The organism is Hydrogenophaga taeniospiralis CCUG 15921, from assembly GCF_001592305.1.
GTDB lineage: Bacteria > Pseudomonadota > Gammaproteobacteria > Burkholderiales > Burkholderiaceae_C > Hydrogenophaga > Hydrogenophaga taeniospiralis.
Window position 1 is genome coordinate 617934 of sequence record NZ_BCWR01000001.1, and the last position, 12980, is coordinate 630913.

Below are 12980 nucleotides of genomic sequence, written 5' to 3' on the forward strand. Positions count from 1 at the left end.
CCACAATGGCCGCACGATGTTCCAAGACCAGATCACCCCACCCATGAGCGCGGCGCGGGCGCGCGAGATCGCCACCGCCTTCGACCTACGCGCCCTGCCCGCCGACTTCCTGGCCAACCCCTACCCTGTGTACACCGCCCTGCGCGAGCACGAGCCGGTGCGCCACATGCCCGACGGCTCGGTGTTCATCACCCGCTACGCCGACCTGGTGGCGGTGTACCGCGACGCGGCCACCTTCAGCTCCGACAAACACGTGGAGTTCGCGCCCAAGTACGGCGCGGGTTCGGCGCTGTACGAGCACCACACCACCAGCCTGGTGTTCAACGACCCGCCGCTGCACACCCGCGTGCGCAAACTCATCATGGGCGCCCTCACCCGCCGCGCCATCGCCGACATGGAGTCCGGCCTGGTCGCCTTGGTGGACAGCCTGCTCGATGCCATCGAAGCCCGGGGGGGCGGCGACCTGATCGAGGATTTCGCCTCGGCCATTCCGGTGGAGATCATCGGCAACCTGCTGGGCGTGCCGCACGCCGACCGCGGGCCGCTGCGCGCCTGGTCGCTCGCCATCCTGGGCGCGCTGGAGCCGGTGGTGTCGCCCGCGCAGCACGCGCTGGGCAACCGGAGCGTGAGCGAGATGCTGGTGTACCTGCGCACCCTGGTGGCCGAGCGCCGGCAGCGCCCCGGCGACCCGGAGCGTGACGTGCTCACGCGCCTGATCCAGGGTGAGGTAGATGGCGAAAGGCTCAGCGAAGTCGAGTTGCTGCAGAACTGCATCTTCCTGCTCAACGCCGGCCACGAAACCACCACCAACCTGATCGGCAACGGCCTGATCCTGCTCGAAGAGTTCCCGGCCGCCAAAGCCGGCCTGCTGGCCGACCTGCGGGCCACGGCCAGCGAGGCCGCCGCGCAGGAACAGCTGCTCACGCTCGCGGTGGACGAGTTCCTGCGCTTCGAGTCGTCCAACCAGCTCGGCAACCGGCGGGCCTTGAAGCCCACACAGGTGGGTAACGTGGACCTGCCCGAAGGCGCGCTGGTCACGCTGTGCATCGGCGCGGCCAACCGCGATCCGGCGCAGTTCGCCCGGCCCGAGACGCTGGACCTGAAACGCGAGGGCAACAAACATCTGGCGTTCGGCTTCGGCATCCACCAATGCGCGGGCCTGAGCCTGGCGCGGCTCGAAGGCCGCATCGCCATCGGCCGCTTTCTGCAGCGCTTTCCGGACTACCGGCTCAGCCAGGCGCCAGTGCGCGGCGGTCGAGCGCGCTTTCGCGGTTTCCTGGGCGCGCCGTTCAGCGTGAGCTGAGCGGCACCCACCGGACCGGATCAGCCGGCCGCGACCGGTGGCCCACCCACCGTGCCGTGCGGGTCCACCCCCGCCTCGGGGGTTTGTGCCAGCGCCTGCGCCAGGGTCATCTGCGACCAGCGGCTTTCGGACCAGAAGCGCGCGTTGCCGGCGTTGCGCGCCAGCAGCAGGCGGTCCAGCAGGGGCGCCATCGGGGTCGCCGCCGGGTCCACCAGCAGCACGTAGCGCTCGTCCTCTTCGTCCAGCCGGCCCAGCCAGTCCAGCCCCACCAGCGCCGCCACCGGCTCTTCGAGCTGGAGTGGGTCCACCCGCAGCACCTGGGCCAACGATGCCAGAGCCAGGCCTTTGGGCGCGTCGTCGCGCACACGGTGCAACTGCTGCAGCAGTTCCAGCGCGAGCTGGAAGTTCCAGCCCGGGGAGTCACCGCGCCGCGCCACGCCCGAGAGCAGGCTGGGCAGGTAGGCGGCCACCACCGCGCCCAGCAGCACGATCACCCAGGCCACGTAAAACCACACCAGCAGGATCGGCACAGTGGCGAAGGTGCCGTACACCACCGAATACGTGGGCACCTGCGCCAGGTACAGAGCCAGCGCCTTCTTGGCCAGTTCCAGGCCGATGGCCACGAAGGCGCCACCCACCAGCGCATGGCTCCAGCGCACGTGGGTGTTGGGCACGTAGCGGTAGAGCGCGGCCAGCCCGCCCGTCACCAGCGCGAACTGCACCGAGTCCAGCAGCAGGCGGATGCCGCCCGGCATGAACGACACCACGCCGCGCGAGACGGTCAGGGCGTAGGAGGTGGCGGTGAGGCTGCCGGCCAGCAGCAGCGGCCCCAGGGTCAGCACCGCCCAGTACACCAGCACGCGCTGGGTCAGGGAACGCGCCTGGCGCACGCGCCAGATGTCGTTGAGCTTGCGGTCGATGGTGAGGATCAGGGCCAGCGCGGTCACCAGCAGCACCAGCGCGCCGGCCCAGCCCATCTGTCCGGCCTTGCTGGCGAACTGGTTGAGGTAGCTCAGCACCTGCTTGGCGATGTTGTCGGGCACCAGGCTCTGGATCAGCCAGCGCTGCAGCGTGGCCTGCAGCCGGTCGAACATGGGGAAGGCGCTGAAGATGGCCAGGGCCACGGTGAACAGCGGCACCAGCGAGATGGTGGTGGTGAAAGTCAGGCTGCTGGCGGTCACGCCCAGACGGTCTTCGCGAAAGCGTTCGCGCAGCGTGAAAGCGGTGTTGCGCCAGGGGAATTTCAGCGTGTCGCGCCACAGTTCGCGCAAGAGGGTTTCCATCGTCCGCAGACGCTCGATCAGGGTCATCCCGGTATCATCCCAGATTGTCCATGGGGCGCACTTCCGGTGCCGGTGCCCCACCAACCGCCCCCTCCATGCCCGCCGCCCTGCACACCCCTTCGTCGCCCGCCTCGCCCGGCGTCTCGTTCACCCGCTGGCTTGCCGTGGGCAGCCTGCTGGGTCTGATCGTGCTGGGCCTGGCCTGGGAACTCTGGCTCGCACCGCTGCGCCCGGGCGGCTCCTGGCTGGTGCTCAAGGTGCTGCCGCTCACCCTGCCGCTGGCCGGCTTGCTGAAGAACCGCATGTACACCTACCGCTGGCTCAGCCTGCTGGTGTGGGTCTATTTCACCGAAGGCGCGGTGCGCGCCACCAGCGACAGCGGGCTGTCCGCCGCACTGGCCGGCATCGAGGTGCTGCTGTGCGTGGCGCTGTTCGTGGCCTGCGCGCTGCACGTGCGCATGCGTCTGCGCGCCGCGGGCAAGGAGGCGGTGGAAGCCGACAAGGCCCGCCACGCCGCCGCCACCGGTGCCGCGGCCGACCCGGTCCAACCCACGCCCCAGGTGCAGAAATGATCACGCTGCTGAACGACCTGCGACAGATCGTGGGTGCACCCCATGTGCTCACGCACGAAGACCCTGCCACCGATCTGAGCGCCTGGGAACGGGACTGGCGCCAGCGTGCCCATGGCCGGGCCCTGGCCGTGGTGCGCCCGGGCAGCACGGCCGAGGTGGCCGCGGTGGTGAAAGCCTGCGCCGCCGCAGGCGCGTCCATCGTGCCGCAGGGCGGCAACACCGGCCTGGTGGTGGGCTCGGTGCCCGATGACAGCGGCACGCAGGTGGTGCTCAGCCTCACGCGGCTGAACGCGGTGCGCGACATCGACGGCGCCAACCTCACCATGACGGTGGAAGCCGGCTGCGTGTTGCAGACGCTGCAGGAAACGGCCGAGAAAGCCGGCTTCCTGTTCCCGCTCTCGCTCGCGGCCGAAGGCAGCTGCACCATCGGCGGCAACCTCGCCGCCAACGCCGGCGGCACCCAGGTGGTGCGCTATGGCAACGCGCGCGAACTCTGCCTGGGACTGGAAGTCGTCACCGCGCAGGGCGAGGTGTGGCACGGCCTGACCGGCCTGCGCAAGGACAACACCGGCTACGACCTGCGTGACCTGTTCATCGGCAGCGAAGGCACGCTGGGCATCATCACGGCGGCCACCATGAAGCTCTACCCGCTGCCCGCGGCCACGCTCACGGCCTGGGCCGCCGTGCCCTCGCTGGAGACGGCGGTGGCCCTGCTCGGCCTGGCGCACCAGCACCTGGGCGCGGGCCTCACCGGCTTCGAGGTCATGGGCCAATTCGCGCTGAGCCTGGTGGCGAAACACTTTCCGCAGCAGCGCGTGCCGCTATGGGAAGACTCACCCTACTGCGTACTTCTTGAGAACAGCGACAGCGAGTCCGAAGCCCACGCGCGTGCGCAGTTCGAGCGCCTGCTGGAGACCGCGTTCGAGAACGGCGTAGTGAGCGACGCCGTGGTGGCCGAGAGCCTGCAGCAGGCGCACCAGCTCTGGCACATCCGCGAGAGCATTCCGCTGGCGCAGGCCGAAGAGGGCCTGAACATCAAACACGACATCAGCATCCCGGTGTCCAGCATCCCGGCTTTCTGCGCCGAGACCGACGCCCTGCTGGAGCGCGAAATCCCCGGCGTGCGCCTGGTGAACTTCGGCCACCTGGGCGACGGCAACCTGCACTACAACGTGCAGGCGCCGGCCGACGGCGACCCCAAGGCCTTCCTGCGCGAACAGGAAGCGCGCGTGAACACCTTGGTGTTCGACGCGGTGGCGCGGTTCGAGGGCTCGATCAGCGCCGAGCACGGCATCGGCAGTCTCAAGGTGGACAAGCTGCCGCACTACAAAGACCCGGTGGCGCTGGCGCTGATGCGCTCCATCAAACAGGCGCTGGATCCGCAGAACCTGCTGAACCCCGGGCGCGTGCTGACGCGCTGAGCCGGGCTGGCATCGCCGGTCCCCTATAACCCTCCGAGATCCGCTGCTTGGCCCACCTGCTCCTGCTCGCCATCGTCTACGTGTCTTTCGTCAGCCTGGGGCTGCCCGACGCCGTCATGGGCGTCATCTGGCCCGCCATGCGGGAAGACCTGGGCCAACCCCTGGCCGCCGTGGGCGTGCTGACCATCACCATGACGGTGTGCGCCGCCCTCAGCGCGGGTTTCGCCGGGCGCATCGTCGCGCGGGTGGGCACCGGCGTGGTGGTCGCGGCCAGTTGCCTGATGACCGCGCTGGCCCTGGTGGGGTTTTCGGTCGCACCCTCGTTTGCCTGGCTGGTGCTGCTGGGCATTCCGCTGGGCGCGGGTGGCGGTGCAGTCGATGCCAGCCTGAACCATTTTGTGGCCGCGCACTACTCGTCGCGCCACATGAACTGGCTGCACGGTTTCTGGGGCGTGGGCGCCACCACCGGCCCGGCCGTGATGGGCCTGGCCCTGGCCAGCCCGGGCGGCTGGACCCGTGGCGTGCTCACCCTCGGGCTGGCCCAGCTCACGCTGGCCGTGCTGCTCTGGTCCACGCTGTCTCTCTGGCGGCGCGAACGCAGCCACCCGACCGACGCCGCCGCGGTAGACGAGCCGCCCGTGGTGTTCAAGCCGGTTTCGCGCCGCGCTCTGTGGCTGGCCCCGCTGTGTTTCCTGTTCTACGTGGCAGCCGAGATGGGCACCGGCCTGTGGGCCGCCAGCATCCTGGTGAACAGCCGGGGCACCAGCCTGGCCCAGGCGGGCTTCTGGGTTTCCGTGTACTTCGGTTCCATCACTGCGGGGCGTTTCGGTGTGGGCCTGGTCTCGAACCGCCTGGGCAACCGGCGGCTGGTGGGCCTGGGGGTTGCGCTGGCCCTGGCCGGCGCAACACTGTTCGCCCTGCCCGGCCTGCCAGCGGCGCTGTCGCTGGCCGGCCTGGTGCTCATGGGCCTGGGCTGCGCGCCCGTGTTCCCCTCGCTGATGCACGAAGCCGCGCGCCGCTTTCCGGCGGACGTGGCGCGCACCGTGATCGGCCGGCAGATGATGGCCGCCTATGCGGGCGGCTCGGTCATCCCGGCCGCGTTTGGCCTGCTGGCCACCTGGGTCGGGCTCGGCGCGGTGATGCCGGTGGTGGTGGTGCTGCTGATCGCCCTGCTGTGGGCGACCCGCTCGCTCGACCGGTTGACTTGAGGGGCGGAGACGGCGCAACCTCAAGCGGGTTTGGTGCGTGCCTCGTTGATCCGGGCCGAACGCTGCCAGGCCGGCCGCGCCTGCATCCGCGCGGCATAGGCCTCGAACACCGGCCGCTTCTCGATGGTGCCGAACATCAGGCCCCAGACCAGGCTGGATCCCACGTACACATCGGCCGCGGTGAACTGCTCACCGCACACATACGGCCCTCTTGACAGCCCGAGTTCCAGCGTATTCATGGTGTCGGCGTAACTGCCGAAGCCCACCATCACGCTGCGGCCCTCGGGCACGGTCCAGCCGAGCGCGCGCGCCACCACGGCCTGCTCCAGCGGCCCGGCGGCGAAAAACATCCAGCGAAAGTAGTCGGCCCGGGCCGGTGAACCGGGCGGCGGGATCAGGCCTTTTTCCGGGAACCGGTCGCCCAGGTAGGCGCAGATGGCTGCGGCCTCGGTCACCACCTTGTCGCCATGGCGCAGAGCCGGCACCTTGCCCATGGGGTTGATCGCCAGGTAGTCCGGCGCTTTCATGGTGGTGCCGTAGTCGAGCCAGATGGTCTCAAAGGGCTCATCCAGTTCTTCCATCATCCAGTGGGCGATGCGGCCGCGAGACTGGGGGTTGGTGTAGAGCGTGAGTGAAGGCATGGCAGGTCTCCTGTTGGCGGGGTGTAGCGAGGGCGCATCGTAGCCCGCAGACGCGTGGCGGTCCACCGTGGCGCAGGGGTGATCCAGAGCGGGCACAATCGTGGTTTCGCCTGCCCGTTGGCCTCTGAAACTGTCCCATGACCGACCATAGCCCCCAGCGCCCCGTGCGCTCGCAATACGAAGATTTCATGCGCCACGTCTTTGAGAACGGCGTGGACAAGGGCGACCGAACCGGCACCGGCACCAAGAGCGTGTTCGGCCACCAGATGCGCTTCGACCTCAACGAAGGCTTCCCGCTGGTGACCACCAAGAAGGTGTTCCTCAAGGCCATCATCGTCGAGCTGCTGTGGTTCCTGCGCGGTGACAGCAACGTGAAATGGCTGCAGGAACGCGGCTGCACCATCTGGGACGAATGGGCGCGCGCAGACGGCGATCTGGGTCCGGTCTATGGCGTGCAGTGGCGCAGCTGGCCCACGCCCGACGGCGGCCATATCGACCAGATCGCCGACGTCATCCACACGCTCAAGACCAACCCCGATTCGCGCCGCATCATCGTGAGCGCCTGGAACGTGGCCGAACTGGACAAGATGGCCCTCATGCCCTGCCACGCGTTTTTCCAGTTCTACGTGGCCCCCGCCACCGAGCCGGGCGGCCGCGGCAAACTCAGCTGCCAGCTCTACCAGCGCAGCGCCGATATCTTCCTCGGCGTGCCCTTCAACATCGCCAGCTACGCCCTGCTCACCCACATGGTGGCGCAGCAGTGCGACCTGGACGTGGGCGACTTCATCTGGACCGGTGGCGACTGCCACATCTACAGCAACCACCACGAGCAGGTGGCACTGCAACTGAGCCGCGCGCCCTTCGCCTATCCGACGCTGAACATCAAGCGCCGGCCGGCCTCGATCTTCGATTACGAATACGAGGACTTCGAGGTGGTCGGCTACGAGTGCCACCCGGCGATCAAGGCGCCCGTGGCAGTTTGATCACCCGCCGCCAGCTCTGGGCGCTGCTGGCCCTCACGCTCATGTGGGGCGTCAACTGGCCCATGATGAAGCTCTCGCTGCAGCAGCTCTCGCCGCTGTATTTCCGCGCCAGCACCATGCTGATCGGCGCGGCCTGGCTGTTCGTCTACGTGGCCGCCCGAGGCGAACGCATGCGCCCGACCGGGCGCGAGTGGGCCGCCATCGCCTGGCTCGGCCTGCCCAACGTGCTGGGCTGGCACACGCTGTCCATCTTCGGCGTGCAGGAACTGGCCTCGGGTCGCGCGGCCATCCTGGGCTTCACCATGCCGATCTTCACGGTGTTGATCGGCGCGGCCTTCTTCGGCGAACGCATCACGCCGCGCGTGCGTCTGGCGGTGGTCTGCGTGGCGCTGGCCATTGCCCTGCTGCTGTGGCACGAGCTGCAGCGCCTCTCGGGCCGACCCGCGGGCGTGGTCTGGATGCTGGGAGCGGCCGCGTCCTGGGCGCTGGGCACGCTGATGTTTCGCCGCGCCCATCTCACGCTCACGCCCATGGTGGTCACGGTCTGGATGCTGCTGCTAGGCAGTGGCGTGTTGTGGGCGTTGGCGCTCACGCTGGAGCCCCAGCCGCAGCCGGCCACGTTCACGCCCCTGATGTGGACCAGCCTGGCCTATGGCGCGCTCATCAACTACGGTCTGGCACAGCTGATCTGGTTCGGCATGGCGCGCGACCTGCCGCCGGCCACCAGCGCCATGAGCGTGATGGCGATTCCGCTGGTGGGTACGCTCAGTGCCACCGTCATCGTGGGCGAAGTGCCGCACTGGCAGGACTGGCTGGCCATGGTGTTCGTGATGCTGGCGATTGCCAGCGTGCTGTGGCCCGCGCGCAAAGTGGCGGCGGCACAATAGCGCCATGCCCGCCCAACCCACCCGACTGCACCTCATCTTCGCCCGCGCCGCCAACGGCGTGATCGGCAAGGACAACGCCCTGCCCTGGCACCTGCCCGAAGACATGGCGCACTTCAAACGCACCACCCTGGGCTGCCCCGTCATCATGGGGCGCAAGACCTGGGACTCGCTGCCACCGAGGTTCCGCCCGCTGCCGGGGCGCCTGAACATCGTGGTCACCCGCGACGCGGCCTGGCATGCCGACGGCGCCACCCGCGCCGGCTCCCTGGCCGAAGCGCTGGCCGCCTGCCCGCCCGGTACAGACGCCTGGGTGATCGGCGGCGCGCAGATCTACGCCGCCGCACTGCCCCTGGCCGACACGGCCGTGGTCACCGAGATCGCGCGGGATTTCGAGGGCGACGCCTTCGCCCCAGTCTTCGGCCCCGAGTGGAAAGAGACCACGCGCGAGGCCCAGGTCTCGGCCAACGGTCTGCCGTTCGCCTTCGTCACCTACACCCGCCAGCCCTGAACCCGGCCCAACACACCATGCAGCTCGCCACCTGGAACATCAACTCGCTCACCGTGCGCCTGCCCCAGGTGCTGGACTGGCTCGCCGCGAACCCGGTGGACGTGCTGGCACTGCAGGAGCTCAAGCTCAGCGACGACAAGTTTCCCGCGCAGGCCTTTGCCGACATCGGCTACCAGGCACAGTGCTTCGGGCAGAAGACCTACAACGGCGTGGCGCTGCTGAGCAAGGCACCCGCCAGCGACGTCATCCGCAACATCCCGGGATTTGCGGACGAACAATCGCGCGTGCTGTGCGCCACCATCGACGGCGTGCGTGTGATCGGCGCCTACTTCCCCAACGGCCAGGAGCCCGGCAGCGAAAAGTTTGCTTACAAGATGCGCTGGCTTGATGCGTTGCGCGACTGGGTGCGCACCGAAATGGCCTCACACCCGCAACTGGTGCTGATGGGCGACTACAACATCACCCTCGACGACGCCGATGTGTGGGACCCCGTGGGCCTGCGTGAAACCATCCACTGTACGACCGAAGAGCGCACCCATCTGCAGGCGCTCATCGGCCTGGGCCTGTGCGACGCGGTCCGCCTGTTTCCCCAGCCCGAGAAGAACTACAGCTGGTGGGACTACCGCGACCTCGCCTTCCGCCGCAACCGCGGCCTGCGCATCGACCACATCCTGATCAGCGACGCGCTCAAAGCCCGCTCCACGGCCTGCGGGATCGACAAGGCCCCACGCAAGAACGAACGCCCCAGCGACCACGCGCCGGTGGTGCTGACGCTCGCGTAAGCCACCTCCGGCGCGAAATGCCTCAACCCAGAATGCCGCGGAACTGGCTTCGCCAGGCCGCAGGCATTGCCCCCTTCCAGGGGGTGGCACGAAGCGCCGCGGGGGTCATTCCAGGTTCAATTCCTGGATCTTGCGCGTGATGGTGTTGCGACCGATCCCCAGCTTCTGCGCCGCCTCGATGCGGCGCCCCCGGGTGCTGGCCAGCGCGGTCTGGATCAACCGCGTTTCAAACCGGCGCGTGAGCACGTCCCACACATCGGTGCGCCCCTCGGCCAGCAAGGCCTGGGCCTCGACCTGCAGGCCCGCCTCCCACGCCTGAGGAACACCGATCACGGGCGGCACCGAAAGCGGCTCGCTCAACGGCGCGGACACCATCGGCTCGACATGCACCGGCTGCGCGAAGGACTGCGGCTGGGACGCGGACAAAGACTCTGGAATGGCGTGGATCGACGGCATGGCCTCCGGTGCCACAACGACTGGACTGGGCGTCGTTCCCGCCATCGCCAGCACCTCGGGGGGCAGGTCCTTGAGTTCGATCACCTGGGCCGGCGCCATGACGGTCAGCCAGTGGCACACGTTTTCCAGCTGGCGCACGTTGCCCGGAAAGTCGAACGCACCCAGCAGCCGCAGTGCCGCCTCGGAAATGCGTTTGGGCTCCACCCCCAGTTGCGTGGCGCTCTGCTGCAGGAAAAAGCGCGTGAGCATCGGCACGTCTTCACGCCGCTCGCGCAGCGCGGGCAGGCGCAGGCGGATCACGTTGAGCCGGTGGAACAGGTCTTCGCGGAACACGCCTTCCTTGACGCGCTGCTCCAGGTTCTGGTGGGTGGCAGCAATCACGCGCACGTTGGCTCGCACCGCGCTGTGGCCCCCCACGCGGTAGAAATGCCCGTCGGACAACACACGCAGCAGCCGCGTCTGCAGATCAAACGGCATGTCACCGATCTCGTCGAGGAACAGCGTGCCACCGTCGGCCTGCTCGAAGCGTCCGCGGCGCATGGTCTGTGCGCCGGTGAAGGCGCCGCGCTCATGGCCGAACAGTTCGGATTCCAGCAAGTCCTTGGGGATCGCGGCGGTGTTGATGGCCACGAAGGGGCCCGCCGAACGCGGCGAATGTTTGTGCAGGGCGCGCGCCACCAGCTCCTTGCCCGAGCCCGACTCGCCGGTGATGAGCACCGTGACCTGGCTCTGGCTCAGGCGCCCGATGGCACGGAACACGTCCTGCATGGCGGGCGCCTGCCCGAGCATTTCGGGGGCCGCGCTCATGCGCTCTTCGGACACCTCTTCGCGCTGGCTTTCCTCTACCGCGCGGCGGATCAGCTCGATGGCCTTGGGCAGGTCAAACGGCTTGGGCAGGTACTCGAAGGCGCCGCCCTGAAAGGCGGAGACCGCGCTGTCCAGATCGGAGAACGCGGTCATGATGATGACCGGCAGGCCAGGGAGCTTTTCCTTGACCTTCTCCAGCAGATCAAGCCCCGAGCCACCGGGCATGCGGATGTCGCTCACCAGGATCTGCGGGCCTTCGCTTTCGGGGGTTTCCGCCAGCGCCTTGAGGACCTCCTGGGGATTCGTGAAGCTGCGGGTCGGCAGGTTCTCGCGCAGCAGCGCCTTCTCTAGCACGAAGCGGATCGATTGGTCGTCATCCACTATCCAGATCGGCTTCATGTGTGTTGTGTCCCTTCGTCAGGCGAGGCGTTGTGGTATCGAATTCATGGCAACGGAATCAGCAGTTTGAAATCCGTGTGACCCGGAACGCTCTCACACTCGATCAGACCATGGTGCTGCTGGACAAAGGTTTGCGCCAGCGTGAGGCCAAGGCCGGAGCCGCCATCACGCCCCGACACCAGCGGGAAAAAGATGCGGTCCTTGATCGAGTCTGGAACGCCAGGCCCGTTGTCGATCACATGCAATTCCAGTGCCAGCCGATACCGCTGCTTGCCGAAGGTCACTTGCCGCCCCACCCGCGTGCGGAACGTGATCTGCGCATCACCCACCGCCATGCGCTCGCCCAGCGCCTGGGCCGCGTTGTGCGCGATGTTCAGCACCGCTTGGATCAGTTGCTCGCGGTCGCCCCGGAACTCGGGGATGGAGGTGTCGTAGTCGCGCACCACGCGCAGGCCCTTGGGAAACTCGGCCACGATCAGCGAACGCACGCGCTCGCACACCTCGTGGATGTTCACGTCGCCCACCACATGCGGGCGCCGGTGCGGCGCGAGCAGCCGGTCCACCAGCGACTGCAGCCGGTCTGCCTCGTGGATGATGACCTGCGTGTACTCGATCAGCTCCTTGGATTCCAACTCCATCTGCAGCAGCTGCGCCGCGCCACGGATGCCCCCCAGTGGGTTCTTGATCTCGTGCGCAAGGTTGCGGATCAGTTCCTTGTTGGCCTGCGCCTGGTCGATCAGGCGTTCTTCGCGCTCCTGCCGGGTCTGCTGTTCCAGCGGCAGCAGCTCGACGATGACCTCCCCGGGGGTTTCGGTCTGCGCCACCACCACGTGCACGGGCAATGGTTCGTGCGTCGCCCGCCTGAGCCAGGCGTCGTAGCGCAGCGCAGCGAACTCGTTGCCACGGGCGCCGCTCAACGCACTCTGCAGCAAGGTGGGCTCGGTGAAGCAGTCCTGCAGCAAAGCGCCAGTGATGCTGCGCCGGGACATGCCCAACGCATCCTCCAGCGCCGCATTGGCGTAGAGGATGGCGCCGTCGGAGGCGACCACAGCCACCAGGGTGGCCAGCAGGTCCAGAGACTGGAATCGCAGCGGGGCGGCCGCAGGTCGCGCGACGGGCCTGACTGGCGCCGCGAGGGTGTCTGCGGCAAGGGATGGGGTGGGGGGGGCAGGCTTTTTCAAGCCACCTATTTTGCGGCAGTTCCGGGGGTGCCCGAGGAACCATCCAACCGGCCCAATTCGCGGCGGATCCCCGCCACGTCGGCTTCGGCCCGGGCCACGGCCGCCTTGAGTTCGGCCACGCGGTCCAGATAGCGCTGGTAGTTGCGCGATTCAATGCCCTGCTTCTCGGGCTCGCCGTTGGCGTACTCCTTTTGGGCCTGCGCCAGACGCTCTTCGGCTTTGCGGAGCTCCGCCGCCAGAATGGCACGCGCGTCGCTGTCACGGGCACGTTGTTCCGGGGAATTGATTCGCTCGCCACCCCCACGCGCGGCGGATGGGGCAGCGGCGGGCCGGCTGGCCTGCGGGGTGATGCCCTGCACGATGGTGATGTTGCCGCCTTCCATCAGCTTGCAGCCGCGGTTTTTGGCCACCTGGGCATTGTTGGTGTACTCATTGCCGCAGCGGTAGATGCGTTCCTGAGCGTGTGCTTGGACCAAGCACAGACCAGCCGCACTGGCAATCAACCAACGAATGGCGAAGGGAGGCAAAGAAATCAACAACACGTTTCTC

General features: G+C 68.1%; 13 protein-coding genes. 8 read left to right on the forward strand and 5 right to left on the reverse strand.

The features are described from left to right. Positions 1 to 16 precede the first annotated feature (16 nt). Positions 17 to 1303 (forward strand): cytochrome P450, encoded by a 1287-nt coding sequence (locus HTA01S_RS02820; protein WP_245637973.1) that lies wholly within the window; start codon positions 17 to 19, stop codon positions 1301 to 1303. Between the two features lie 20 nt (positions 1304 to 1323). On the opposite strand, the gene HTA01S_RS02825 is transcribed toward HTA01S_RS02820, so the two are convergent. Next, the gene (locus tag HTA01S_RS02825) at positions 1324 to 2613 is read right to left on the reverse strand and encodes a YihY family inner membrane protein (protein WP_084235790.1); all 1290 of its coding nucleotides are present in this window, start codon (positions 2611 to 2613) and stop codon (positions 1324 to 1326) included. Between the two features lie 68 nt (positions 2614 to 2681). On the opposite strand from HTA01S_RS02825, the gene HTA01S_RS02830 reads away from it, so the two are divergent. Genes HTA01S_RS02830 through HTA01S_RS02840 form a run of 3 tightly spaced genes read left to right on the forward strand, consistent with a single transcriptional unit; the run spans position 2682 to position 5787 of the window. Beyond that, positions 2682 to 3158 carry a DUF2069 domain-containing protein gene (locus HTA01S_RS02830; RefSeq protein ID WP_084235791.1) on the forward strand — a complete coding sequence of 159 codons (477 nt, stop codon included), beginning with the start codon at positions 2682 to 2684 and terminating at the stop codon, positions 3156 to 3158. Then, positions 3155 to 4579: an FAD-binding oxidoreductase gene (locus HTA01S_RS02835; RefSeq protein ID WP_068167022.1), complete on the forward strand. Its 1425-nt coding sequence runs from the start codon at positions 3155 to 3157 to the stop codon at positions 4577 to 4579. Before HTA01S_RS02830 ends, HTA01S_RS02835 begins: the two co-directional genes overlap by 4 nt. A gap of 47 nt (positions 4580 to 4626) precedes the next feature. Then, entirely contained in the window at positions 4627 to 5787 is a 1161-nt protein-coding gene (locus HTA01S_RS02840; protein ID WP_068167023.1) for an MFS transporter, read from the forward strand. Between the two features lie 20 nt (positions 5788 to 5807). Here the strand turns inward: HTA01S_RS02840 and HTA01S_RS02845 are convergent, their stop codons facing one another. After that, complete coding sequence (locus HTA01S_RS02845; RefSeq protein WP_068167024.1) at positions 5808 to 6428, reverse strand: glutathione S-transferase family protein; 621 nt, start codon at positions 6426 to 6428, stop codon at positions 5808 to 5810. A gap of 137 nt (positions 6429 to 6565) precedes the next feature. Here HTA01S_RS02845 and HTA01S_RS02850 point away from each other — a divergent pair, with 137 nt between their 5' ends. Genes HTA01S_RS02850 through xth form a run of 4 tightly spaced genes read left to right on the forward strand, consistent with a single transcriptional unit; the run spans position 6566 to position 9588 of the window. Further along, positions 6566 to 7411 carry a thymidylate synthase gene (locus tag HTA01S_RS02850; protein WP_068167025.1) on the forward strand — a complete coding sequence of 282 codons (846 nt, stop codon included), beginning with the start codon at positions 6566 to 6568 and terminating at the stop codon, positions 7409 to 7411. Continuing rightward, a complete protein-coding gene (locus tag HTA01S_RS02855; protein WP_084235792.1) occupies positions 7408 to 8298 on the forward strand; it encodes a DMT family transporter in 891 nt (296 codons plus the stop codon). The genes HTA01S_RS02850 and HTA01S_RS02855 overlap by 4 nt, the downstream gene beginning before the upstream one ends. Before the next feature lie 4 nt (positions 8299 to 8302). Continuing rightward, a complete protein-coding gene (locus HTA01S_RS02860; protein ID WP_068167026.1) occupies positions 8303 to 8806 on the forward strand; it encodes a dihydrofolate reductase in 504 nt (167 codons plus the stop codon). A gap of 17 nt (positions 8807 to 8823) precedes the next feature. Then, positions 8824 to 9588, forward strand: a complete 765-nt coding sequence (gene xth, locus HTA01S_RS02865; protein WP_068167027.1) for an exodeoxyribonuclease III — start codon at positions 8824 to 8826, stop codon at positions 9586 to 9588. Between the two features lie 105 nt (positions 9589 to 9693). Here the strand turns inward: xth and ntrC are convergent, their stop codons facing one another. The 3 genes from ntrC to HTA01S_RS02880 form a co-directional block, all read right to left on the reverse strand. Next, complete coding sequence (gene ntrC / locus HTA01S_RS02870; protein ID WP_068167028.1) at positions 9694 to 11250, reverse strand: nitrogen regulation protein NR(I); 1557 nt, start codon at positions 11248 to 11250, stop codon at positions 9694 to 9696. Between the two features lie 44 nt (positions 11251 to 11294). Then, the gene (gene glnL / locus HTA01S_RS02875; protein WP_157571953.1) at positions 11295 to 12341 is read right to left on the reverse strand and encodes a nitrogen regulation protein NR(II); all 1047 of its coding nucleotides are present in this window, start codon (positions 12339 to 12341) and stop codon (positions 11295 to 11297) included. 95 nt (positions 12342 to 12436) lie between these two features. Then, positions 12437 to 12970, reverse strand: a complete 534-nt coding sequence (locus HTA01S_RS02880) for an efflux RND transporter periplasmic adaptor subunit (RefSeq protein ID WP_407656088.1) — start codon at positions 12968 to 12970, stop codon at positions 12437 to 12439. Positions 12971 to 12980 lie beyond the last annotated feature (10 nt).